The organism is Candidatus Kirkpatrickella diaphorinae (assembly GCF_025736875.1).
GTDB classification, from domain to species: domain Bacteria; phylum Pseudomonadota; class Alphaproteobacteria; order Acetobacterales; family Acetobacteraceae; genus Sorlinia; species Sorlinia diaphorinae.
The window spans coordinates 1,108,985-1,133,443 of record NZ_CP107052.1; the positions used below are offsets into that span (position 1 = coordinate 1,108,985).

Here is a 24,459-nt window from a genome sequence, read left to right on the forward strand (position 1 = left end):
GAGGATGCTGGGTGACGCGACGTCAAGATGTCAACTGCGCGGGCGGGCACCCTGAATGGAGAAGCCACGCTCCGCGCCGCCTTCGGCCAGATGAGCCTGCTCTTCATCCGCGGTGACATCCTGAAGACCGAAAATATTCTGATCGGTCGGGATCAGGTCCAGAACTTCCTCATCCACCGGCTCCGGCTCCGGCGCGCGGGTGAGAGAACGGACAATCCCCTCCTCCAGATGAGTCAGATTCAATTTTTCATCAGCGATTTCACGCAGGGCAACGACCGGGTTTTTGTCATTATCCCGTGCGACGAGGATTTCCTCACCGCGCGCCACGGCACGCGCACGTTGAGATGCGAGCAGAACCAACTCGAATCGGTTGGGGATTTTCTCAATGCAATCTTCAACGGTGACGCGAGCCATGCGGTACGTTCCCTAAAAACAGTGGAAGCCTAAAGATGTAAGAGTTACTCACATAAATATAAGACGTATTTACAAAATTTGGTCCGATAAATCAATGACGTTTGTAAGGGGAACGCCGCCCCTGCCCGACCCGCTTGCAGGAAGATCCTGACACCCGAGTGGAAGAGCCTCGCATTAGGCCGCCCCGACACCAAGCTATCGCCCCTCACGACAAAGAGGTTAAAATGTGAGGCCGCCATCGCTTCGGCAGGAAGAAGTTTTTGTCAGTCCGAATAGTGAATAAGGTGCTGGAAGGGAGGAAAGCAATTATAAACGCGGCCCTCGAAATATTTTTCGAAAAAAATATAAGTTAATATTAAAAAGATCGTTTCGGAAATACTTGCCAAATGACGATATCTATACCGTACTATTATAAAATATCTTAAATGACCATTTGTGCTGTAAAGCCATGTAAAAGAGGCATTTAAAACCTATCGCCGGTTCACAAACACGATCTTTCACGCCAAAGCACCCGCGTGCAAAACGTTTTTTTTACATAATGTGGAATTTGAGAACAGAATTCGAAATCTTCAATATTCACAATTTTATTTCGAATATCACGCGATCTACTTTCGTTTTTTCGACAAAGCAGTTCGAATCGATATCCACAGATATTGAAAAAAAACTTGAACAAAAAAATTTTTTATAGTGATATGTCGTCATGTTTGATAAGAATGAAAAAACGTCTCTCTTTATCGATGGTTCTAGCCTGTATTTCGCTGCGCGAAATCTGGGATTTGAAGTCGATTATAGAATGGTGCTTGATTTTTTTCGTTTGAAATCCCGACTTATGCGCGCGTTTTACTACGTCGCCATACCTGAGACAGAGGATTATTCCCCGTTAAAGCCGCTGACAGACTGGCTGGCCTATAACGGTTATTCCCTTGTCACTAAAACAGTGCGGGAATTTACGGATCAAGGCGGGCGCAAACGCCTCAAAGGCAATATGGATGTCGAGATCGCGGTCGATCTTATGGAGCAGTCGCGCCATATTGACCACGCCGTGATCTTCAGCGGGGATTCCGATCTCAGGCGTGTGACGGAGGCCGTGCAAAGGCGCGGTGTGCGTGTGACGGTGATCTCCTCCCTGCGCTCCAGCCCCAGCCTGATCGGTGATGATCTCCGGCGCCAGGTCGATCAATTTGTAGAACTTGCGGATATAGCGGGGCATTTCACGCGGCGGGCGTCAGAGCCTCATGCGCGTCAGAAGTCCTCCCCTGAACCAGCATTGGAGCGCGCATGACGGCCCTTATAACGCAACCTTAAACGTAGCGCCTCTGCCGCGACCACTCTGTAGAAGAGCAACCGTCGGGATATTTCTGGATGGTGAAGAATAGCTGAAGTGTGACCGCAGCAGCTCCTTGTCGATCGCGACTTAATATTGAGTCGAATTCGATCTCCTCCGCCAAATATCGACGCCCGTCCTATAGTTTTTGGGCTGACAGCCAAATCGAATCGGTGTTGCGCGGGGGGCACGATCATGCGACCGTTATTGATGCTTCTCACGAGGTCGAAAATTCACATAGCCGCCACAATTATTACAGTGACAGCACATCGTCTGCCTCGCAATTTAAGCGTCGCACGTTAAGGTGATGTCGTGTCCCGCTGCTTCCACAGTTCTTCCTGACATGCCACCACTTTGGACCCGCCTTCAACCCCCACCATTGCGCAGCATGCGCAGCGGGACTAAAGTGCCGTCCTCGATGCCCTCGGAAAATCCATTGTCAGCAAGACACCATCCGAGCAGTAAGCAACCTGACGGAGATCACCAGGTGCACGACGTCGTTACACCACGTCGCGCATCGTGATTTCTTATGACCGTCTACATGATAGGAGAGTTTTATGGCCTTTGAACTGCCCCCATTGCCATTTGAGGCAAGCGCCCTTGCAAAGAGAAATATGTGCCAGGAGACGCTCGAATTTCACCATGGCAAGCATCATCAGGCTTATGTCACGGCTTTGAATGGCCTCGTCGAGTCCAAACCTGCCTATCAGGGTAAATCGTTGGAAGACATCATTCTGGCAGCGCGTAAACACGTGGATGACACGCCCGTCTTCAATAATGCCGGCCAGCACCTTAATCATTGCATCTGCTGGAAAAGCCTGTCCCCGGAGGGTGGTCAAATTCCCGGTCGCCTTGAGACAAAAATCAATGAGGATTTCGGCAGCGTCGATAACTTTAAAGCCGCATTCAAAACCGCTGCCACGACGCAATTCGGGTCGGGCTGGGCGTGGCTTGTCCTCGGGAAAGACGGCAAGCTTGCCGTGACCAAAACAGCGAATGCGGCCAGCCCCCTTTCGGAAGATCAGGGCAAAGTCCTTCTCTGCGCCGATGTGTGGGAACACGCTTATTACATTGATTATCGGAACCGCCGTCCCGATTACATCTCCAACTTTCTGGATAATCTCGCCAATTACGCATTTGCTGAAGCAAATCTTCTGGCCGCCTGAGGCAGATGTCGGCCGGCATCGTGCCGGCCGCGCTCCTTATTTCTGTTTCGGCTTTTTGACGTCATTCGCCGGTTTGGCGCTGCTGCTTAAAACTGTGGCGACCTTCGCACGGAGGAGCTTCACACGTGTTTCCGGCGCGATTTCAATGTCGATTTCGGGGTCATTCTCTTTCGCGAGGATGACTGTGGCGATGATCCCGCCAGACGTCACAATGCGGTCACCGCGCCGCAATCCCGCAAGCTTCAGCTTAAGCTCCTTCTGACGCGCCTGTTGCGGGCGGATCAGCAGAAAATAAAATATGACAAAAACGATGATCAGCGGAAGAAACTGAACAATCCCACTATTTGTAAGCATTGATGCCGCCCATGATAGACAATCCAAGGTTCAAGGGATGTCTTCCCTATTGAGGGAGACCATAAATGGTGAGGCGCTGGCGTCAAGGCGGCGCATCCGATAAGAAAGCCCCATGAGACAGGAATTTCTCAAAAATTTTGAGCGGATCGCGGCGGCGCTTGAGCGTCTGGCACCCCCCGCGCCCGATAAAATCGATCTCCATCCGTCAGACGCCTATATGTGGTCTGGCGGAAGCCAGATCTTCACCCCGATTTCCCAGGTTGCACATGTTGAAGCCGCCCTCCTCAGGGGGGTATCGATGCAATATGACCGCGTGCTTGCCAACACGCTTCGGTTTGTTAAGGGGCTTCCCGCCAATAATGTCATGCTGTGGGGCGCGCGCGGCATGGGCAAGTCGTCCATCGTTAAAGCCGCCCATGCCGACGTCAACCGAGCCCTCCCGCACGCTTTGGCGATAATCGAAATTCAGGCGGGAGATCTCGCATCCCTTCCTGATCTCATGCGCCTTCTACGCGGACAGGCGCGACGCTGCATCATTTTCTGCGATGATCTCTCATTTGAGAGTCAGGATATGCATTACAAGCTTCTGAAATCCGCCTTGGATGGTGGCCTGGCGGGACGGCCGGAAAATGTCCTTTTCTACGCCACCTCCAACCGCCGCCACCTGATGCCGCGGGATATGATGGAAAATGAGTCTGATCACGCCATTGACCCGAAAGAGGTGGTGGAGGAGAAAGTCTCGCTATCTGATCGATTTGGCTTGTGGATCGGTCTGCATAGTTGTGACCAGGCGACCTATCTTGATATGGTCGATGCTTACGCAGATGCGTCACGCATCAGCCTGTCACGTGACAAGCTGCATCAGGAGGCGCTTATCTGGTCCCTTGAGCGCGGGAGCCGCTCCGGCCGGGTTGCGAAACAATTTATTGACAGCCTGGACATGACCCATCTCTGATCATGTTGCGACATGCTTTGAACCATTTTGGGAGATTTCAATGATGAGAGATGTGCTTTCATGACGATCGATCTCTCACATCAGACCGCCCCACCCCACCCTTATTCCGACCATCTCACCCTCCGCCCGCTGGAATCGCGGGATGCCGGGGCCGTGCACCGCCTCGCCAATGATTGGGAAGTTGTCCGGATGCTCAGCAACCTGCCCTTCCCCTACCCGCTCGGGCTGGCGGAAAGCTGGATCACCGGCACGCAGCGTCAAGCCCAGGCCGGGACGGCATGGCACTTCGCGATGGAACGGGACGGGGTTCTGCTTGGCTGTATCGGCGTCACGTTTGAGAAATTACGGAAAGCGGCGCGCATTGGTTATTGGGTGGGCCGGGCACATTGGGGGCAGGGCATCGCCACCCAGGCCGTGCAGGCCGTTCTGAAATGGGCGTTCGCACGGCTTAATATTGAACGCGTCTATGCGGAGGTCGCTGAGGATAATCAGGCGTCAATTTCCGTCCTCGCCCGCGCCGGCTTCCGGCAGGTTGGGGCAGATATACGGCACCTCGTGGCCCGCGGGGGCCGCCAGCCAGTCCTTATCTTCGAGACGACGACGCCTCCTGCTGCTGCAGGCACCGCCACCCCGAAAACTGAAACATCAGATATGTCTGTCACAGAAACCGGCAAACGCCTCATCCTCGTCGTCGCCGTTGCGCTCATTAATGCGGATGGGCGCATTCTGCTCGCGACCCGCCCGGAGGGTAAGAATATGGCCGGGTTATGGGAGTTCCCCGGCGGCAAGGTGGAAGCCGGTGAAACGCCGGAAGCCGCGCTGATAAGGGAATTACGGGAGGAATTGGGCATTGAAATCAACCCGTCCTGCCTCTCTCCCTTCACCTTTGCATCCCACGATATTGGCGCGGGTCATTTGCTCATGCCGCTTTATCTGTGCCGCGCGTGGTCCGGCACGCCGATGGCAAAAGAGGGCCAGACCCTCGCATGGGTCCGCCCCTCCGAAATGGCGCGTTACGATATGCCCGAAGCTGACGCACCCCTCATCCCTCTCCTCCAGTCACTCCTTTAACATCAGGCGGCGAGACATCTGAAAAGACGCGTTTCGATCCCGCGAAATGGCGTCTCCCCGGAAAACAGGCCGCCCGCTTCAGGATATTGTGCCAAAGATTCTTCCGACAGGTTCTGACGCGCTGACGTTGCATAAACAGTCGAGAGTTTAGGGCCGGTAAAGGCCACTTTTGTCATATTCGGGCTTGGGACTGACAATTCCAGACGGCGTGACCCGTCAGGCCGGAAGACAATGATTTTGCTGCCGCCCCAGGATGATGCCCATAAATTGCCGTCAGCATCACAGACGACGCCATCCGGCCCGCCCTCCCCGTCATCAAATTTCGCGAAGACGGTTTTATCCGACAACGCGCCGTCCGGCGACAGGCTGTGGCGGTAGATCACCCCGCGCGGCGTGTCACTGACGTAAAGAGTCCGGCCGTCAGACGTGACGGAGGGGCCATTCGTCACGATGAAGTCATCATCATGCTGACTGACCGCGTAACCGCCCGGCACAGCCTTGAAGCAGAAAAGAATGCCTTTCCCCTCCTTCTCCTCCTCATCCATCGTTCCGAACCAGAGGCGCCCCTCCGCATCGACGCAGGCATCATTCAGACGGGTGCGATCCCCATCCGCCATCGGGATGGGTTGGATGCAGGTGAAATCACCCTCCGTCTCATCAAAGAAATACAATCCATCTTCCATCCCGACGAGGAGTGACCCCGCATCGGTTGGCACAACGAAAACCGGCCTTAAAGGTGTTGCCCAGGTTTTGAGGGCATTGTGACGCGGGCGAAGGCGATGGAGGTTTTTATTGACGATATCAACAAAATAGAGCGCCTCACGTTCCGCAACCCATATCGGCCCCTCCCCAAGCTGCGTCCGAAGCGCGGTCGTGCAATGAAGCTGCGGCACGGCAAGTTGTGAATCCATTTTGCTATCCTTTCGACAACCGGTATCCTGCGAAAACGCGGAAGATTTTGATGAAAGTTTTTCACATGCCGGCCAAAGCCTGCCTTATCGTCATCGGCAACGAAATACTCTCGGGTCGCACTCAGGATGCCAATACGATATTTATTGCGCGCCGTCTCGCCGAACTTGGCATTGCTCTCGAAAGCGTGCACATCATCCCCGATCGCCCCGCACGCATTGTTGAAACGGTCAATCTGTGCCGCGCCGCCTATGACTATGTTTTCACGACGGGTGGGATCGGGCCGACCCATGATGACATCACCGCAGGGTGCATCGCCGAGGCTTTTGGCGTGCGTTTGACAGTGCACCAGGAAACATTTGACGCTCTGATGCACGCCATGGGCGCGAAGAAATTCAACGCCGCCCGGCAGCGCATGGCCTTTCTGCCGCAAGGTGCTCAGCCGATCAAATGTGCGGCTTCCGTCGCGCCAGGCTTCCGGATCGGGAATGTCTACGTGCTTGCGGGGGTGCCGCGCATTATGCAGTCCATGTTTGACGCCCTCGCCCCGACCCTGCAGAAAGGCCCACCCCTTATCTCCGCAACATGGCGCGGCCGGATTGGAGAAGGTGCGCTCGCCGCCGGGTTGGAAAAAATCCAAAGCCGATTCCCTGAACTCGATCTTGGCTCCTACCCATATGAAAGCGCGACCGGCGTGCACAGCGTGGCCCTCGTCGCCAAAGGTTATGCGCCAGACCGCGTGGAAGAAGCGAGTCAGGAGATCCGTCAGCTCTTCCTCGAACTCGGCGTTTCACCTGAGGAAGGTGAACCGCCCGTTGCCTGACGTGAAGCGAGCCTAATGCGCATGCCCCATTGACAGGAATTTATCCCGGCGCTGTGAAAGCAGCACGCCCGGTTCCAGTTGGGTGAGGCGCTCAAGCTCCTCATGTAGTGCCGCACCGACAGATTTCATCGCCTCTTCCGGCCGCCGCTGCGCGCCGCCGACGGGCTCCTCAATCACGCGGTCGATCAATTTCAGCTTCAAAAGGTCAGGCGCTGTCAATTTGAGGGCTTCCGCCGCGACAGAAGCCTGTTTCGGGTCCCGCCACAGGATCGAGGCCGCACCCTCCGGCGCGATGACGGAGTAAATGGAGTGCTCCAGCATCATCACACTGTTCGTCGCCGCCAGCGCCACGGCGCCGCCAGACCCACCCTCACCAATGATTGTCGCAATCGTCGGCACAGGCGCACGCAGAAAACATTCGACAGATTGTGCAATCGCCTCCGCCTGACCGCGCGCCTCAGCATCAATGCCGGGCCATGCGCCGGACGTGTCAACAAAAGTGAGAATCGGCATTTTGAAGCGCCCCGCCAGATCAACGAGACGTTGGGCCTTGCGATAACCTTCCGGCTTGGGCATGCCGAAATTATGTTTCAGGCGTGACTCAGTGTCATAGCCGCGCTGCGTGCCAATCACGATTACAGGGCGGCCCTCAAGACGGCCCATACCCCCAATGATGGCCTGATCGTCATAGCCAAGCCGGTCGCCCGCCAAGGGTGTGAAGTCGGTCAGGAGCGCATCGAAATATTGCAATGCCTGAGGACGCTGCGCATGCCGCGCGACCAGAACTTTCTGCCATGGGGTCAATTTGGCGTAGAGCATGCGCAACTGCTTTTCCACCTTCCCGGAGAGCTTGGCGATCTCATCAGAGATGTTGATGCCCCCACCGTCTTTGACCATTTGTCGAAATTCGGCGATTTTGTTTTCAAGCTCCGCGACGGGCTTTTCGAAGTCGAGATATTGAAGCATGGTTGATATGTAGCACGCTTGCGAGAGCTTCAACAATCCACGTTGCGTGCGAGGGGGTGATGTGTCTCCACCAGCTCCTGCAGACGCGCCTGAAGGACATGCGTGTAAAGCTGTGTTGTCGCGATATCCGCATGCCCGAGAAGCGTCTGTAAAGCGCGGAGATCCGCGCCGCGCTCAAGAAGATGCGTGGCGAAGGAATGCCTTAAAACGTGTGGTGACAGGCGCGCGGGGTCAATCCCAGCATGCAGGGCGCATTGATGCAGGATTTTATCAAATCCCTGTCGCGTCAAATGACGTTGCGGGTCCCGCCCGGGGAAAAGCCATTGGCTCCGCAATGCCGCATCATGCGCCTGCAACGCCAGAATCGATTCGCGGGCTTTCTCAGAAATCGGGATCAATCGCTCCCGCCCCCCTTTGCCCCGTATCGGAATCATCGCCGACTCGGATAAAGCGATTCGGGCGGGCAAATTCAGCAATTCGGAAATACGCAGTCCGGCACTGTAAAGCAGTTCAAGCGCCGCGCGGGACACAAGGTCACGTCGCGGGTCATCATGGCCGCGCGTGCCATCTTCGAGGAGGCGCTCAATTTCCGCCTCATTCAGAAATTTGGGCAGGACGAGGCCCAGGGAGGGGCTCTCGATTTTCGCCGTCGGGTCATCCTTCCGCCAGGATTCACGGACGCAGAACTGGAAAAACTGCCGCAGACAGGCCAGGCGGCGTGCCGCCGTCCGGGCTGACAATCCATCCTTGCCCAGACTTTGCATATAAGCTTCAACGCGGCCGCTTTCAGCCTGCATCACCGCATCCTCAGTATCCTCGCCCTGTGACGCCATGAAGCTGGTAAAATGACGGAGGTCCGTTTCATAAGCCGCGCGCGTCTGCGGTGCCGCGTTGCGTTCGGCAGCCAGCATTTCCAGAAAGGCTTCAACGTGACGAGACGGTGGTTTCACGCAGTCTCAACGTGTCAGGGCGCAGCGCCAGGCAAAGGCGGCGGCGCGGGCAGGTCCGGCAATGAGGGGACAGGCGGCGCATACCCACCAGCCTCCGCACCGGGCAGAGCGAGATCTTTCTGGATGACTGTCTGGGCAGGCGGGCTGAGCGTCGCGCCGAGGTAAAAAATCGCCGCAGCGCCGCCGAGAAGGAGCACTGCCACGAAAGCAAGCGAGATTTTAGGCCAACTCAGGCTCGACATGACGATGATCCCTTCATTCCCGATGCCCGCATCGTGATGCGGCATAAAGTGCACGTTTCTGATGACAGATGTAAGTTAAAAGCTTCATAGCGAGTCGAAGCCCGATATGGTAGCCTTCGCCTTTCTCATTCAAGCCGATAATGACCTGTCATACCATGACCACCAAACCTGCAACGCCTTTGATGACTCCAAAAGATGCCGTCGCAGGACAAGCTGACAGGCGGAAGCCTGCGTCCATCCCGCGCGTCATCGTGCTGATCGGCCTGATGGGCGCGGGCAAGACGACGATCGGCCGTCGATTGGCGCACGCTCTGGACCTGCCCTTCATCGACGCGGATCACGAGATTGAACGCGCCGCCGGATGCAGCGTCTCTGAAATTTTTGATCGACATGGCGAAGCGGCCTTCCGCGAGGGGGAGCGTCGCGTGATACAGCGCCTCCTTGACGGGCGGCCCATGGTGCTCGCAACGGGGGGCGGTGCTTTCATGAACCCCCAGACAAGGCAGATCATCCGGGAGAACGGCCATTCCGTATGGCTTCGCTGCCCTCTCAACATTCTGCGCAAACGGCTTGAGGGGCGCCCCGGTCGCCCGTTACTGTCCGACGGCAATATCTCGGACGTATTGGAAACCTTGAGGAAAACACGCCATCACATTTATGCTGAGGCGGATATCATCGTCGATTGCGGCGATGAAACCGTTCGTTCCGCCGTTGAACGGGTCGTGACGGCCCTCTCATCCCACAATCCGCCTTCCCGCCTTCCGATTGCACTCCCCAATAAGGCTTATGATATCGTGATCGGCAGCGATGTGCTCGACCGCGCTGGCGCGCTGCTCGCGCCAATTCTGCAACAGCGCCGTGCCGTAATTGTCACGGATGCGCGGGTCGCCCCCCTTTATCTGGCGAGATTGGAGGCCTCATTGCATGAGGTCGGGTTCGAAACCCATGCCGAAATCATCCCTGGCGGCGAGGAATCCAAGTCTTTCAAACAATATGCCCAACTCTGTGAAAACGTGCTGACGCACGGGGTTGAACGTCGCACGGCGATCATCGGGTTGGGTGGCGGTGTCGTTGGTGATCTCAGCGGCTTCGTCGCCGCGACACTCCTGCGCGGCGTGCCATTCGTGCAGATCCCGACGACCTTGCTGGCGCAGGTTGACAGCTCTGTCGGCGGGAAAACCGGCATTAATACGGCGCGTGGCAAGAACCTCGTCGGCGCGTTTCATCAGCCGAGCGCCGTCCTGACCGACATATCCACCCTGAAAACCTTGCCACGACGGGAGCGCGTTGCGGGGTATGCTGAGATTGTGAAGGCCGGGTTGATCGGTGACCGTGATCTTTTTGCCTGGTGTGAGGCAAATGGCGCTGCATTGCTGGACGGGGATGAGCAGGCCGTCCAGGAGGGCGTCCGGCGCGCCTGCGCTTTTAAGGCGTCCGTTGTGCTGGAGGATGAGCGGGAAATCTCACCTCATAATGGTCGCGCCCTGCTGAATCTCGGCCATAGTTTCGGCCATGCGCTTGAGGCCGAATTTCACTATGATGGCCGCCTTCTGCATGGAGAAGCCGTGTCCATCGGCCTTCACCTCGCAGCCTCCCTCTCCGTCCGGAAAAATTATTGCGACGCCTCGGTTTTGACTCGTATCGACCACCATCTGAAGGCGCATGGCATGCCGTGCACCCTGTCCGACCTCCCGCATCGCTTGAGTGCCGCCCGCCTGACCACGCACATGGCGCGAGACAAGAAAATGGTTGATCGGAGGATCATGTTGATCCTCCTCCATGATATCGGAGAGGCGTTTACAACTAAAGATGTAGATCTCGATGAGGTAAAACAGTTTTTAGTTTCTGAAGGATGTGATAATTGAAACTTGCTTTACCGCGATAGGGGACTTATACTTATGCGTTATTGTAAGGTTGTCACGTATCATGATAAGGTCGATGAGGATTTTAAGGTAGATCACGCTTATATGCCGCGTCTCTACAGCGTTTTATCTTAAATTGGTGGGGATAACCACTGTTGCATCCCCGACACAGTTTGTGAGATCCTGTCAAAATCAGCGTGTTGAGACCTTCCTCAAGCGCAACCTACGGTCTTATACCGGCGTATGCATCGCGCTAGGAACGTTGCAGTCTCTTCCCTTCGGCTAGAAGGAAGATGCAGCAATCTTGATTGGATGAATGAATAGAGGACGAAATAAATGCGTCTGCGCACGGCACTTCTTGCCATGACGGCAATGGTCGCTGCCCCTGTGGTAGCATCGGCCAGCACCATCACCGGCCCCTACGTCAATATTGGCGCCGGTTATAATCTTGTTCAAAACCAGCACGCGCACTTCGCGCCCGGCTCCTTCGCTGATGGCTCCGACAATGCGGGTGGCACCGTAGGTAACCTGCGCCACAAAAATGGCTACACAGGTTTTGCGTCGTTCGGCTGGGGCTTCGGCAACGGTCTGCGCGCTGAGGTTGAGGGCGTCTATAACTGGTCGCAAATCAACCATCGCGGCGGCACGGCTGTCCCTGGTTCGACAAGCGGTCATGACCGGTCTTATGGCGGTTTCATCAATGTCCTGTACGACATTGACCTCACCCGCTTCGGTCTTAACCTGCCAATGACACCTTATGTCGGTGTCGGTGCCGGTTATCTCTGGCAGACCTATGACTTCTCGACGACCTACACGAACGGCGCTGCCAACAGCCTGAACCAGACGCGCGGTGGCTTTGCCTACCAGGGCATCATCGGTGCAGCTTGGGACATCCCGGGCGTTCCCGGTCTTGCTGTCACGACGGAATACCGTATGATTGGCCAGACCTTCGGCGCAGGCGCTTACACGTCGGGCACAACGAATGCGGCAGGCTCCTATCAGGGCAATGTCAATTTCGACCACCGCTTCAATCACCAGTTCATTCTGGGTATGCGGTATGCGTTTGACACAGCCCCGCCGCCTCCGCCGCCAGCTGCTGTCGTGACGCCGCCTGCGGTTGCTCCGGCACGCACCTACCTGGTCTTCTTCGACTGGGATAAAGCGACACTGACATCCCGCGCAAGCGAGATCGTCCGTCAGGCTGCTGAAGCTTCAACGCACGTCCAGACGACCCGCATCGAAGTTAACGGTTATACCGATAACTCCGCGGCGCACCCGGGTGCGCGCGGCCAGCGTTACAACCTTGGCCTCTCCAAACGTCGTGCGGAAGCTGTCAAGGCTGGTCTGATCCGTAACGGTGTTCCGGAAACGGCGATCGACATCCACGGCTATGGTGAGCAGCATCCGCTGGTCCCGACGGGTCCCAACACCCGTGAGCCTCAGAACCGTCGCGTTGAAATTATCCTGCGATAATTCTCCGCGCATGGTTTGAGAGACGTGCAAATGTCTTTCGGAAAAGTCCCCCTGGTTCGCCAGGGGGATTTTTTTTGGTCCGGCCGCCTGCCTGAACTGTCTCGTGCCTCCCCTTTCGGGCTTCTCGACCTGTCTCAAAACGGCGTCGTGGCTCAGGGAAACGTGAAGATTCATCCTCGGCGTAGATATGCGCTGTGCCGACGCTCTGTGGTAGCCTCCTTGAGGGATGCGTTTCCAACCCGCACGCGCCTTTAAACGATGCGCGCGGTCACTTTCGCCTTTTAAATAGCCTCAAGGGGACCATAAGAATGATCGTGTGCCCTGAAAGACCTGACGTGGAGGAACCGTCCCATCCAGACGTCCCGACGCTGATCGCCACCTTTATTCAAGGTCGCGTCAAGTCGGACCGCCCCGACCTGATCGGCCTTTGCGGCCCACAGGGTGCGGGCAAGTCCACCGCTTGTGACAAGGTACGGCTTCGGCTTGAGAAGTCCGGCCTGACCACGCTCACCCTCTCTCTCGATGATTTCTATCTCCCGCGCCTGAAGCGGCATGAGCGCGCCGCGGCCACGCATCCACTTTTCAGGACACGCGGCGTGCCCGGAACGCATGATATCCCCTTGGCGCGCCGCACGATTGATAGCCTGCTGGACGGCCAGCCAACTCCCATTCCATTGTTTGATAAAAGCCTCGATGACGTGCTGCCATCTGGTCATTGGGCCTTATCCCCGGCCCATCCCGACGTGATTTTACTTGAGGGTTGGTGCGTTGGCGCCCGGCCGCAATCTCCGCACGCTTTGCAGAAAGCCGTAAATGCCCTCGAAGCGCATGAGGACCCACATGGCGTGTGGCGCGCCGCCGTCAATGACGCTTTGATGTCTGACTATCAAAAAGTTTTCTCGCGGCTCAATGCGCTTTGTTTGATCTCACCACCTGACTTCAGCATCGTCACGCACTGGCGTCAGGAGCAGGAAAGCGCATTACGGCGAAGTTTAGCGCAGCGTGGCGAAAGCGGGAGACATGTCATGAGCGATTCGGAAGTCACCCGCTTCGTGCAACATTATGAGCGCCTCACACGGCACATCATCGTCGAAATGCCCCAACGTGCCGATCTTGTCATCCATCTCGACACAATGCGGCGCGTCACATCCATCGTCAGGAGAGAGGGGCACCCGGCAGGCGCGCCTCATTCCTCAAGTTAGAGTCAGATCTTCTGCGTGCCGATCTGCTTGATGTCGTGGAAAGTCAGGTCAGGCGTCATATCGATGGTGCGACGCAGCATAAAGGCTGAGCTTGCCAGAAAGACGGGATCACCATCAATATCATCCGCCATCGCGCTTCGCTGCGCCAGGCTGAAAGCCTCAATGGCTTTGTCCTGTCCCGTGATCCAGCGCGCCATGGTGAATGGCGTCGACTCAAACCCGATCGCCACACCATATTCAGCCTTCAGGCGAGATTGCAGCACATCCAACTGCAAAACGCCGACAACGCCCACAATAGGCGCAAGACCATCCTGCGGGCGGAAAAGCTGAACAACCCCCTCCTCCGCGAGTTCAACCAGCGCCTGACGCAGTTTCTTCGCCTTCATGGCGTCATCAAGCCGCACGCGTCTCAGGATTTCAGGGGCGAAATACGGCACGCCGGTAAAGCGCAGATCTTCCCCTTCCGTCAGCGTATCGCCGATGCGCAATGTGCCGTGATTAGGTATACCCACAACGTCACCGGCAAAAGCCTCCTCCGCTAATTGACGCTCCCGCGCAAAGAAAAATTGCGGCGTGTGCAACGCGAACTGCTTGCCGGAACGGACATGTTTAAGGCGCATCCCGCGATAAAGCCGCCCTGAACAGACCCGCGCGAAGGCGATGCGGTCTCGATGGTTCGGGTCCATATTTGCCTGAATTTTAAAGACGAGCGCTGTCACGCCGGGCTCGTCACCTTTGACTTCCCTTGTTTCGGCCGGTTGGGCACGCGGTGCAGGCCCGTAAGCCACCAGCGCATCCAGCAGGTCGGTCACCCCGATTTCCTTCATCGCACTGCCGAAAAAAACCGGGGTCAGGTGCCCCTCATTAAAGCCATCATGATCAAAAGGTGAAAGCGCCCCTTCAACAAGCTCAAGCTCTTCCGCAAGCTGCACCATTCTCGAATCATCATCCGGCAAAGGCGCCGCGATGAAATGTTTCGCACGCGTGCGCAGGTCGTACGTTCCGACAAATTGCGCTGCGCGCCCGATCGGCCAGGTGGCGGGCGCGGTGTCCAAGGCCAGGGAGGCGGAAATCTCATCCAGCAACCCGAAACAATCCTGCGCCTCACGGTCCATTTTATTGATGAAAGTGACGATGGGAATATCCCGCAGGCGGCAGATTTCGAAAAGCTTGCGCGTCCGCTCCTCAATGCCTTTTGCGGCGTCGATCACCATCACCGCGCAATCGACGGCGGTCAGGGTGCGGTAAGTATCCTCGGAGAAATCCTCATGGCCCGGCGTGTCGAGGAGATTGAAGATGCACCCGCCATATTCAAACGTCATCACGGACGTCACGACGGAAATACCGCGATCCCGCTCAATCCCCATCCAGTCCGAGCGGGTGCGGCGCCTCTCACCCTTGGCACGGACATTGCCCGCCATCTGGATGGCACCACCCGCCCGCAGGATGCGCTCTGTCAGGGTCGTCTTGCCCGCATCAGGATGGGAGATAATCGCAAAGCTGCGCCGCTTGGCGATCTCCTGCATCAGGGCCTTGTGAGACGCGGATGTGAGGGGGCTTTCAGACATGGGAATGTTCCAACAACACGCGAAACAAAGACGCCGGACCAGGCTGCCCCGATCCGGCGTTGTCGCAACTCTTCAGCCAAAGCTGAAAATTAGCGAGAATAGAACTCGACGACGAGGTTCGGTTCCATCTGCACCGGATATGGCACATCTGTCAGACGTGGGGTGCGGAGGAACTTGCCTTTCATCTGGCGATGATCAGCCTCGATATATTCAGGCACGTCACGCTCACCGCTTTGCGCGGCGTCAAGGACGATGGCCAGCTGCTTGCTTTTCTCACGCACTTCGATGACATCGCCATCACGCACGAGGAAAGAAGGAATATTCACTTTGCGCCCATTGACCGTGATATGGCCATGGCTGACAAACTGACGCGCCGCGAAAGGCGTGATCGCAAATTTGAGGCGGTAAATCACCGCATCGAGGCGACGCTCAAGCAGGTCAATCAGGTTTTCCGAGGTGTCACCCTTGCGGCGCACAGCCTCATCATAATAGCGGCGGAACTGCTTCTCGCTGATATTGCCGTAATAGCCCTTCAGCTTCTGCTTCGCCATCAGCTGCACAGAGTAATCTGACGGCTTCTGCTTGCGGCGCTGTCCGTGCTGGCCCGGGCCATATTCACGCTTATTGACCGGCGATTTGGCACGTCCCCAAAGGTTGACCCCGAGGCGACGGTTAATCTTATATTTGCTTTCCTGGCGCTTGCTCATTTTTGCAAGAACTCATTTCACAATATGGGCGACCTCTGCGCTGCAAGATCACCACCTGTTGCGCCGGTAGGCTTCCTCTCGAATTAGAAGAAGCGGGCGCATATCCAATACCTTAACCGATGGGGCAGCACCCAGAGCGGTCCGGTCCGATATGTCCACGTTCCCGGCAATGAAGGGGCAAGTAGCGATTTTATCGCGATAAATCAACCTAAATCTGCGAACTGGCCGTTCAGGCCATCCATCAGGCCGCCCCCAACGCCGCGCGCCGCGCCCGCAGGACATAACCCATTCGGATGAGAAGCAGAAGCGACAGCACGGCCAGCCCCGCCGCCAGCCCCCACCAAAGCCCCTCAACACCGTAATGCCCCTGAAACGCCACCCAGCGACCACCAAAAACCGAAATCGGGATATAAGTGACGAACATGAAGATCATCGGCAGAAGCGTATCCTGACATCCCCGCAAAATCCCGTTACAGGCGGCCTGTAAACCATCGACGATCTGAAACAACCCGCTGATCTTCAGCAGGCTCGATGCCATCGCGATGACATGCGGGGCATTATCCGTTTTCGGGTCAATGATGAACCGGGCGATATCATCGGAGAAGACAAAGATAATGGTCGCGGCCAGCAGGCTCCAGAGCATGGAAAGCCCGATGCACGCCATGGCGGAGCGCCCCGCTGCGACGACATCCCGCGCGCCCAGCCAGAATGAAACGCGGATATTGACGGCCTGCGACAAGGCCAGATTCACCATAAAGCTCAGCGTTGCGATATTGAGGGCCACCTGATGCGCCGCAGCGGATTCCGTGCCGAGGACACCCGCATTGAGGCCGGAAATCTCAAAGGCCATCAATTCCGCACCGCTCGCCCCGACCATGGGGAGGCCGAGTTTAAGCATCTTCCAGAGTTGCGGCCAGTCGATGCGGGTCAGGCGCAGATGGTCCTTGAGATGATGACGCGACAGGGAGACAACCACCAAGGCGACTGCCGTGCCCCAACCCGTCACAGTCGTCGCGATTGCCGAACCCCACATGCCCAGCGCCGGCAGGCCGAACCAGCCATAGATCAGCGTCGCATTGAGGAAGCCATTGGCCAGCGCCATCAATGGCATGGTCCAGAGGAGGAGGAATTCACTTCCCAATGCCGGCAGAATGACGCGCAGCAGCCCGATCACGACCAATACCGGTGGCAATCCCCAGAGGAGGATATGCATGAAAACCCGGCCCTGCGTGACGATAATTTCCGGCTCACCCAACCAGGCGAAAATTTTGCCGATCGGGAACAGGATCAGAAATACCGGCACACAGAGAAACGCGCCCAATGCGATGCCCGTTGTCACCAGGTCAGCGAGGGAGGTCAGATGTTTCCGGCGCGCATGGGCTTCACCACGTCGCGTGGCGATCAGGATGCTGGCAGCGCCCAGGGCGGATTGAAAAGTGATCAGCGTGCAGAAAAACAATGTCGATGTCAGGCCGCCCACCGCGAGCGCCGTTGCCCCCAATCCGCCAAGAAGGATCGAGTCGGTGACGCCCATGGCGATTTCGCTGAGTTGCGAAAAGCTGAGTGGCAGGGCCAGAAGGATGAGCCGGTGCAATTGTGCCCGCCAGAGCCGCGCCTGCTGGCTGGTATCTTCAGTCACGTTGAGACGCCAAAACAATTAAATCGCCAAGATATTTCGGCAATTTGTGAGAATGAGAGTTGCGTTGCCCGACAGACTCAAGCAATGAAAGCCCATTATGACGCCGTCTTATCACAAGCTCACGCTGCACAATAGCTTTACCCGCAAGAAAGAGCGCTTCAAGCCCATCGAAGCTGCGCATGTGCGCGTCTATTATTGCGGCCCGACCGTTTATGATGCGGTGCATATCGGCAATTTACGCGCCATGCTCAGCGCTGATATCTTGGTGCGTCTATTGCGACGCCTTTATCCGCGCGTCACCTATGTGCGCAATATCACCGATGTGGATGATAAAATCACCGCCCGCGCGGCTGAAAATGGTGAGAGCATCGCAGAACTGACGGCGCGGACGGCCGCGATGTTTCACGCCGACGTGGCGGAACTGGAAATTGCCCCCCCCGATATCGAGCCGCGCGCGACGCATCATATCGGCGAAATGCTGGAGATGATCGCGTCCCTCATCGCCTCAAACCACGCTTATATTGCGGAAGGCCATGTGCTGTTTTCTGTCGCGGATTTTCCTTCCTACGGCGCGCTTTCAGGGCGTTCGCCGGAGGATTTGCTCGCCGGGGCGCGGGTTGAGGTCGCGCCTTATAAACGCCACCCCGGGGATTTTGTGCTTTGGAAACCCTCTGCGGCTGATCAGCCCGGTTGGGACAGCCCTTACGGGTTCGGGCGCCCCGGCTGGCACATTGAGTGCTCAGCCATGTCGCGGCGATATCTCGGCGAATCCTTCGATATTCACGGCGGCGGGGATGACCTGCTTTTTCCCCATCATGAGAATGAGCGCGCGCAGTCACTTTGCTGCGCCCCGTCGAGCCGCTTCGCCAATTATTGGCTACACAACGCCATGCTGCTCTCCAATGGTGAGAAAATGTCCAAATCACTGGGCAATTTCTACGCAGTGCGCGATGTACTCGCCAAAGCGCCTGCTGAAGCCCTGCGCCTTTTGATGCTGGGCACCCATTATCGCGCTGTGCTTGATTTTTCATGGGAAAGGCTGGCAGAGGCGAAAAACACGTTGGATCGCTTTTATCGTGCTCTGGAGGCGTACCAGGGCATTGATCTTCCCGAAGCGCCCGTTGCGCCAGCCGTGATGGAGGCACTTTGCGACGATCTCAACACCGCGCAGGCGCTTGCGCACATGCATCACGACGCGACCCGCGCATTGGGGGGAGACCGTCAGGCCGCCGCATCCTTGAAGGCTTCCGGCAGCCTGTTGGGCCTGCTGAAATCCGACCCGGATCAATGGTTCGGTCGGCAGGATGCGGACCCGGACGTGACCCGTCTCGTCGCTGAACGTTCCGCCGCGAAAGCCGCACGCGATTTTGCCCGCGCCGATGCGATCCGGGACCAGCTCCATGAGATGGGCATCATATTGGAAGATTCGGCGCAAGGCACGGTCTGGAGGCGCGCATGACAGGGCGTGACGGCGGCGCCGCCATCGGCCCGACGACGGAGAGCAGCCCGGTCATCATCCTCGTCCGTCCCCAACTCGCAGAAAATATCGGCACCACCGCGCGCGCCATGGCGAATGGCGGGCTTTTCCACCTGCGCCTCGTTGCGCCGCGCGATGGGTGGCCGCAGGAGCGCGCCTGGTATGCATCTTCCGGGGCGCACCGAATCCTTGAAGCGGCGACGGTTTATGAGACGGTCGATGAGGCGGTTGCGGACCTGCATCGCGTATTTGCCACCTGCCCGCGCCCGCGTCATATCATCAAGACGGTGATGACGCCCCGCAATGCCGCCGCTGACATGCGCCTCACAGAGGCGCGCCACCTCCGCACGGGCATTCTCTTCGGGCCGGAACGCGCCGGGCTCGATAATGAGGATATGGCCCGCGCTGACACGTTGATCCGCTATCCCCTCAATCCGGACTTCATGTCTCTCAACCTCGCACAGGCCGTGCTGATCATGGCTTATGAATGGTGGATGGCGGCTGATAACACCGCGCCGCACGTCCTCATGACGAATGAGACACAAGTGGCCAGTAAAGGCGCGATCGAGAATTTTTTCAGTAATCTCACGCGACGTCTGGATGAAACCGGCTTCTGGCGCAATGAGCAGAAACGCCCCGGGATGATTCGCAATCTGCGACATTATTTTCAGCGGGGTGAGATTACAGAGCAGGAACTCCGCACCCTGCATGGTGTGGTGACGGAGCTTTCCCGCACGGCGGAATTATCCGCTTCAAAGAAGGCGGCAAAAGGCAGCGCCCAAGAGGGCCAGCCTGACGGTTGACGTAGTTTCGAGCGTCAGACGCTCTCAGGCCGCAATCGCCGGCAAATGCGCGCCACGCCCCCTCCGGATCACAAGCCGAGAACGGGCCGCGCCTCACCGATCAACTGCGTGCGGACGGCGTCAATCGCGTCGCGACACACCACATCTTTCGGCGGTGAGGCGTCGACGGGAATCACCGGCTCATCCTCTGAAGGCGGCTCCAACGTCCGCAACTGGCTTGGCACAAGCGATGCGGGCATGAAGTGATGCTGCCGATGCTTGAGTCGATCTTCTAACGCCGCCTGTGGTGCCCATAAGTAGAGGAAGGTGAGATCAAGATCCTGTCGCAATGCATCACGGTAGGCGCGCTTCAGGGCGGAACATGTCAGAACACCACCCGTCTCGCGATGCTGACGAAGCCATTGATGGCAGCGTTCCAGCCAGGGCCACCGATCCTCATCCGTCAGGGGGATGCCGTGACTCATTTTTTCGATATTGGCAGGGCCATGAAGGTCGTCCCCCTCCTGAAACGGCCAGTCAAACGCCGTGCTCAATGCCTTGGCGATCGCCGATTTGCCCGTGCCGGTCACACCCATCACAACGACCAGTTTTGACGCATAACGTTCCATGAATTCCTCCGTTATCGTCTTAAACTTGCCACGCCATTCTGACCTGCAACAAGCACTTCCGAGGTCATGTCGATAAAAAGTCCGTGGTCAACAACACCGGTGATCGCCGCAATGTCACGCGCGAGGGAGGTCGCATCGGTAATCGGGTCAAACACGCAATCAAGGATGAAATTATGGTTGTCCGTCTGATAAATCCTGCCGTCTTTCTCCGTGCGCGGATGCGCCGTGCGCGCCCCGATTTTTGAAATCAGCAGGGTCTGGATACGCTCCCACCCCCAGGGGATGACTTCAATCGGCAAAGGCATACGGGAGCCGAGAGAATCGACGATCTTCCTGTCATCGACAATCACAATGAATTTTCGTGCCGCCGAGGCGACGATTTTTTCCCGCAAAAGCGCGCCGCCGCGCCCTTTGATCAATGTCAGGCTCTTTCGATCGACCTCATCCGCACCATCAATGGCGATGTCGAGGATGGGATCCTGGACAAAATCCGATAATGTGATGCCCAGACGCCGCGCTTGTTCTCCGCTTGCTTCCGATGTCGGGATCGCCCGGATGCGGAGATTTTCATTTTTGACGCGCGCGGCAAGCGCATCAATCATGACGCTTGCCGTCGTGCCGCTTCCCAGCCCGACCGCCATGCCGTCTTCAATATATTTTACGGCAGCCTGCGCCGCTTCCCGCTTGAACTGAAGCTGCGCGTCACGCTGGGGCGAGATGTCTTCCGAAGATGTCCCGGTCATGAGACGCCCTCAGTAACGGCTTTGTCGCAAAGAAATGTCATCTCACCCTGCGTGGTGACATGGCTGGATGGCAGCGCATCGTCGCCCGACCGGACACGGCGGAACATCTCTGCCTTCCCCTTGCCCTCAAGCAGGAAAACCACGTGTCGGCTGGAGGCAATGGCGGGGTAGGTCAAGGTGATGCGCGTATGGGGCGCGTCATCCGGCACGCAGGTCGCGACCCACTTCTCCCGCTCCTGCAGGACCGGTTGCCGGGGGAATAGTGACGCTGTATGCCCGTCCTGCCCCATCCCCAGCATGACGACATCAAAAAATGGCCGCGCCGGGTCGAGATCCTGCGCGCCATAATGCGCCTGCAACAGACGCTGATAAGATGCCGCATCCTCTTCCGCCGTGCCATTTGTCGGGATCGGGTAGACGTGACCCTCCGTGGCCGCAACGTGGTTGAACAACGTCTCACAACTCATGCGGTAATTACTGGCGGCGTCATCGTGGGGCACGTGGCGCTCATCACCATAGTAAAATGCAACGCGCTCCCACGGCATACGCGCGACAAAGGCAGGCGATGCGAGAAGCTCGAAAAGCTTCTTCGGCGTGCTGCCGCCGGATAAGGCGATGCGAAAGATGCCTTCTTTTTTGGCCTGTGCCAGCGCGACGAGGCGTTGCGCCATATCGAGAGCGACCTCCGCGCCATCAGCGCGGACGATGATTTTCGCTGTTTTGACGGTATCGCCGCTCATGGCGTTTCCTTCCTGTTTATTTCAGTGGCCGGTGCGTGCGGGAGGACAAATTGCACCATAGCTTTGGCCCAGCCCTCCTCCGCATTGCTGGCGGTCACATATTTTGCGTGACGCTTGACGTCATCCCGGGCGTTGCCCATGGCGATCGAGACCTGGCCGAGCTTGAGCATCGGCACATCATTGCTCATATCACCGATACAGGCGACTTCCTCCAGGCTGAAACCATAATGCGCGGCGAGGAACTGCAGAGCAAAGCCCTTATTCGCCTTTTGCGGCGTAATATCGAGGTAATAATCGCTTGAACGATGGACACTTGCCGCATCACCCAACGTTCTGCCGATTTCCCGTTCAAGCTTTTCCAGCTTTTCCGCATCATCGCAGACGCCCTGAATTTTACCGACCTGATGAAAATGGGCGCTGAGATCATCTACGACCTGCGGGGCCGTGCCGACAACATCGCTCTCATGCTGGACATGTGGCGCTGATTTATCCGTCACGAACCAGTCACGCTGACTGTAAAGCCACGCATCAACGCCGTTTTCCCGCAAAAGCGAGCAGGCCTGCTGAACGGTTTCCGGCGCGAGTGTCAGGGATGAAAGGATCTTGCCCTGGGAATCGACGATTTCAGCACCATTAAGCGCGCCGAGGGGCGTATCAAGCCCCATCTGGCGTCGGAACCTCTCCATCCCCGGAGGAAAACGGGAACTGACAAGGCAAAGCTTGATCCCCTGCGCTGTCAATTTCTGCGCGGCACGCAGCGTCTCCTCACTCAGGATTTTCTCCTTATTGAGGATGGTCCCGTCCATGTCGGAAACGACCAGTCTGATCGTCGTTGCGGCCGGGATATTTTCCTGACGAGGTTGATCATCCGGCTGTCCCATATGAAGCCCCCTCCCTTTTTCCTGATAAGCTATTTAAGCGGAAGCCACTTGCGGCGACTGCGTGAAAGCAGCTCATCAGCCTCACGCGGGCCATCAAGACCTGCCGCATAGAAACATAAAGGTGGCTGCTCGGCACTTTGCTGGCTGAGCACAGGTTGCACGATGCGCCATCCCTCTTCAATCGAGTCCGCACGTTGAAACAATGTCTGGTCACCGATCAGGCAATCATAGATCAATGTCTCATAACCCGTGCTGGGCCCTTCCTGAAACCAATCCGAGTAATCAAACTTCATGCGCACGCCGCCAAGCCGGACGGAGGGGCCGGGGACTTTGGCAGAGAACTGCATCGTCACCCCTTCTGTCGGTTGGATGTGCAACACCATGATGTTGGGCGTCAATTTATCAACCGGCGTATCGCGGAAAAGTGCGTAGGGCGCCTGCTTGAAATGGATGGCAATTTCAGTTTTGCGGCAGCGCAGGCGCTTCCCCGTGCGGATGTAGAACGGGACGCCGGCCCAACGCCAATTATCGATCCGCAGCTTCATGGCGACGTAGGTTTCCGTCTCGCTCCCCATCGAGACATCGGGCTCACCCCGATAGCCACGCAGCGCCTCCGCATGGTCACCATTCTTGAAGGAACCACTGACATACTGGCCGCGCACGGCATTTTCACGCGTGACAGGCTGGATCGCGCTCAGGACTTTCGATTTTTCATTCCGGACGGCCTCGGCATCGAAGGAAGTCGGCGCTTCCATCGCCACCATTGAAAGGAGCTGCATCAGGTGGTTCGGCACCATATCCCTTATGGCACCTGTGCTTTCATAAAAGCGCCCCCGTCGCTCAACCCCCACCGTCTCTGCCGCAGTGATCTGGATATGGTCGATATTATCCCGATTCCAGAGCGGCTCAAAAAAGCCGTTTGAAAAGCGGAGGGCAAGAATGTTTTGCACCGTTTCTTTACCGAGATAATGATCAATACGGTAAATCTGCGTTTCACCAAGTGAACGCAGTAGGCGCGCATTCAGCTCTTTCGCTGAATTCAGGTCAGAGCCGAAAGGTTTTTCAATAATCACGCGGCGAGAGCAATTTTCAGTCTCTTGCGCGAGGCCGGTTGAGCCGATAAGGTCAACAACAGGGCCGAAGAAACGCGCCGCAACAGCTAAATAAAATACGGCACTCTGCTCACCCAAGGCCTCTTTGAGGCGGGTATAAGTGCTTTCTTCTTCAAATGATCCACGAATATACTGGATATTTCCCGTGATGCGATCCCAGTTCTCCTCCTTCAGTTTGGCAGCGCAGGAACCACGTTTACTGACGAAATCATCGATCGATTCCCGAAATTGTGCCAGAAGCGTTTCTGACGTCATTTCAGCCCAATCAACGACGATGACCGAGAATTCATCACTTAATAAGTCGGCACAATCGAGATTATAGATGGCCGGGATGAGGAGACGTTTGGTAAGATCACCGCCACCGCCAAAAATGACCATGACACCGGGAGGCGCCTTGCGCAGCCTGCGCAATGACTGTGTTGGCGACAGCATCTCACGGTCGCTCGTCAAAACGTCGTTCATAATCAACC

At 57.0% G+C, this 24,459-nt stretch carries 24 protein-coding genes; 10 read left to right on the top strand and 14 right to left on the bottom strand.

Going from position 1 to position 24,459, the window contains the following annotated elements:
* Positions 1-30: 30 nt before the first annotated feature.
* On the bottom strand, positions 31-414 hold the full coding sequence (rpoZ, locus tag N5W20_RS04985) for a DNA-directed RNA polymerase subunit omega (RefSeq protein WP_319806074.1): 384 nt from the start codon (positions 412-414) through the stop codon (positions 31-33).
* 700 nt (positions 415-1,114) lie between these two features.
* Here rpoZ and N5W20_RS04990 point away from each other — a divergent pair.
* Positions 1,115-1,696, top strand: a complete 582-nt coding sequence (locus N5W20_RS04990; RefSeq protein WP_319806075.1) for a LabA-like NYN domain-containing protein — start codon at positions 1,115-1,117, stop codon at positions 1,694-1,696.
* 599 nt (positions 1,697-2,295) lie between these two features.
* Complete coding sequence (locus tag N5W20_RS04995) at positions 2,296-2,904, top strand: superoxide dismutase (protein WP_319806076.1); 609 nt, start codon at positions 2,296-2,298, stop codon at positions 2,902-2,904.
* A 36-nt stretch (positions 2,905-2,940) separates the two neighbouring features.
* Here N5W20_RS04995 and yajC read toward each other — a convergent pair whose 3' ends face one another.
* Positions 2,941-3,258: a preprotein translocase subunit YajC gene (yajC, locus tag N5W20_RS05000; protein ID WP_319806077.1), complete on the bottom strand. Its 318-nt coding sequence runs from the start codon at positions 3,256-3,258 to the stop codon at positions 2,941-2,943.
* A 112-nt stretch (positions 3,259-3,370) separates the two neighbouring features.
* Here yajC and N5W20_RS05005 point away from each other — a divergent pair, with 112 nt between their 5' ends.
* Both N5W20_RS05005 and mutT read left to right on the top strand, forming a co-directional pair.
* A complete protein-coding gene (locus N5W20_RS05005) occupies positions 3,371-4,213 on the top strand; it encodes an ATP-binding protein (RefSeq protein WP_319806078.1) in 843 nt (280 codons plus the stop codon).
* 60 nt (positions 4,214-4,273) lie between these two features.
* A complete protein-coding gene (gene mutT / locus N5W20_RS05010; RefSeq protein ID WP_319806079.1) occupies positions 4,274-5,284 on the top strand; it encodes an 8-oxo-dGTP diphosphatase MutT in 1,011 nt (336 codons plus the stop codon).
* A gap of 2 nt (positions 5,285-5,286) precedes the next feature.
* Here the strand turns inward: mutT and N5W20_RS05015 are convergent, their stop codons facing one another.
* Positions 5,287-6,195, bottom strand: a complete 909-nt coding sequence (locus tag N5W20_RS05015) for an SMP-30/gluconolactonase/LRE family protein (protein ID WP_319806080.1) — start codon at positions 6,193-6,195, stop codon at positions 5,287-5,289.
* Positions 6,196-6,260: 65 nt separating this feature from the next.
* Here N5W20_RS05015 and N5W20_RS05020 point away from each other — a divergent pair, with 65 nt between their 5' ends.
* Positions 6,261-7,016: a competence/damage-inducible protein A gene (locus N5W20_RS05020; RefSeq protein ID WP_319807837.1), complete on the top strand. Its 756-nt coding sequence runs from the start codon at positions 6,261-6,263 to the stop codon at positions 7,014-7,016.
* Between the two features lie 12 nt (positions 7,017-7,028).
* On the opposite strand, the gene N5W20_RS05025 is transcribed toward N5W20_RS05020, so the two are convergent.
* From N5W20_RS05025 to N5W20_RS05035, 3 genes are read right to left on the bottom strand one after another with little or no spacing between them, the layout of a single operon-like run.
* Positions 7,029-7,982, bottom strand: a complete 954-nt coding sequence (locus N5W20_RS05025) for an acetyl-CoA carboxylase carboxyltransferase subunit alpha (protein WP_319806081.1) — start codon at positions 7,980-7,982, stop codon at positions 7,029-7,031.
* 29 nt (positions 7,983-8,011) lie between these two features.
* Positions 8,012-8,893 carry a tyrosine recombinase gene (locus N5W20_RS05030; protein ID WP_319807838.1) on the bottom strand — a complete coding sequence of 294 codons (882 nt, stop codon included), beginning with the start codon at positions 8,891-8,893 and terminating at the stop codon, positions 8,012-8,014.
* A gap of 53 nt (positions 8,894-8,946) precedes the next feature.
* Positions 8,947-9,219 (bottom strand): hypothetical protein, encoded by a 273-nt coding sequence (locus tag N5W20_RS05035; RefSeq protein ID WP_319806082.1) that lies wholly within the window; start codon positions 9,217-9,219, stop codon positions 8,947-8,949.
* A gap of 110 nt (positions 9,220-9,329) precedes the next feature.
* Here N5W20_RS05035 and aroB point away from each other — a divergent pair, with 110 nt between their 5' ends.
* The 3 genes from aroB (at position 9,330) to N5W20_RS05050 (ending at position 13,711) form a co-directional block, all read left to right on the top strand.
* On the top strand, positions 9,330-11,039 hold the full coding sequence (gene aroB / locus N5W20_RS05040; protein WP_408869386.1) for a 3-dehydroquinate synthase: 1,710 nt from the start codon (positions 9,330-9,332) through the stop codon (positions 11,037-11,039).
* 333 nt (positions 11,040-11,372) lie between these two features.
* Complete coding sequence (locus N5W20_RS05045) at positions 11,373-12,509, top strand: OmpA family protein (RefSeq protein WP_319806083.1); 1,137 nt, start codon at positions 11,373-11,375, stop codon at positions 12,507-12,509.
* 335 nt (positions 12,510-12,844) lie between these two features.
* Positions 12,845-13,711 (top strand): hypothetical protein, encoded by an 867-nt coding sequence (locus N5W20_RS05050; protein WP_319806084.1) that lies wholly within the window; start codon positions 12,845-12,847, stop codon positions 13,709-13,711.
* Positions 13,712-13,713: 2 nt separating this feature from the next.
* Here the strand turns inward: N5W20_RS05050 and N5W20_RS05055 are convergent, their stop codons facing one another.
* From N5W20_RS05055 to N5W20_RS05065, 3 genes are all read right to left on the bottom strand, one after another.
* Entirely contained in the window at positions 13,714-15,279 is a 1,566-nt protein-coding gene (locus N5W20_RS05055; protein ID WP_319806085.1) for a peptide chain release factor 3, read from the bottom strand.
* An 89-nt stretch (positions 15,280-15,368) separates the two neighbouring features.
* Positions 15,369-15,986 (bottom strand): 30S ribosomal protein S4, encoded by a 618-nt coding sequence (gene rpsD / locus N5W20_RS05060; RefSeq protein ID WP_319806086.1) that lies wholly within the window; start codon positions 15,984-15,986, stop codon positions 15,369-15,371.
* A gap of 241 nt (positions 15,987-16,227) precedes the next feature.
* On the bottom strand, positions 16,228-17,625 hold the full coding sequence (locus N5W20_RS05065) for an MATE family efflux transporter (RefSeq protein ID WP_319806087.1): 1,398 nt from the start codon (positions 17,623-17,625) through the stop codon (positions 16,228-16,230).
* Between the two features lie 97 nt (positions 17,626-17,722).
* Between N5W20_RS05065 and cysS the strand changes: the two genes are divergently transcribed.
* Complete coding sequence (cysS, locus tag N5W20_RS05070) at positions 17,723-19,084, top strand: cysteine--tRNA ligase (RefSeq protein WP_319806088.1); 1,362 nt, start codon at positions 17,723-17,725, stop codon at positions 19,082-19,084.
* Complete coding sequence (locus N5W20_RS05075; RefSeq protein WP_319806089.1) at positions 19,081-19,905, top strand: RNA methyltransferase; 825 nt, start codon at positions 19,081-19,083, stop codon at positions 19,903-19,905. Before cysS ends, N5W20_RS05075 begins: the two co-directional genes overlap by 4 nt.
* 68 nt (positions 19,906-19,973) lie before the next feature.
* Here the strand turns inward: N5W20_RS05075 and N5W20_RS05080 are convergent, their stop codons facing one another.
* Genes N5W20_RS05080 through zwf form a run of 5 tightly spaced genes read right to left on the bottom strand, consistent with a single transcriptional unit; the run spans position 19,974 to position 24,451 of the window.
* Positions 19,974-20,513, bottom strand: a complete 540-nt coding sequence (locus N5W20_RS05080; protein ID WP_319806090.1) for a gluconokinase — start codon at positions 20,511-20,513, stop codon at positions 19,974-19,976.
* 11 nt (positions 20,514-20,524) lie between these two features.
* The gene (gene rpiA / locus N5W20_RS05085) at positions 20,525-21,256 is read right to left on the bottom strand and encodes a ribose 5-phosphate isomerase A (protein WP_319806091.1); all 732 of its coding nucleotides are present in this window, start codon (positions 21,254-21,256) and stop codon (positions 20,525-20,527) included.
* On the bottom strand, positions 21,253-21,996 hold the full coding sequence (pgl, locus tag N5W20_RS05090; RefSeq protein WP_319806092.1) for a 6-phosphogluconolactonase: 744 nt from the start codon (positions 21,994-21,996) through the stop codon (positions 21,253-21,255). The genes rpiA and pgl overlap by 4 nt, the downstream gene beginning before the upstream one ends.
* Complete coding sequence (locus tag N5W20_RS05095; protein WP_319806093.1) at positions 21,993-22,877, bottom strand: Cof-type HAD-IIB family hydrolase; 885 nt, start codon at positions 22,875-22,877, stop codon at positions 21,993-21,995. Before N5W20_RS05095 ends, pgl begins: the two co-directional genes overlap by 4 nt.
* A gap of 29 nt (positions 22,878-22,906) precedes the next feature.
* Positions 22,907-24,451, bottom strand: a complete 1,545-nt coding sequence (zwf, locus tag N5W20_RS05100) for a glucose-6-phosphate dehydrogenase (protein ID WP_408869387.1) — start codon at positions 24,449-24,451, stop codon at positions 22,907-22,909.
* Positions 24,452-24,459 lie beyond the last annotated feature (8 nt).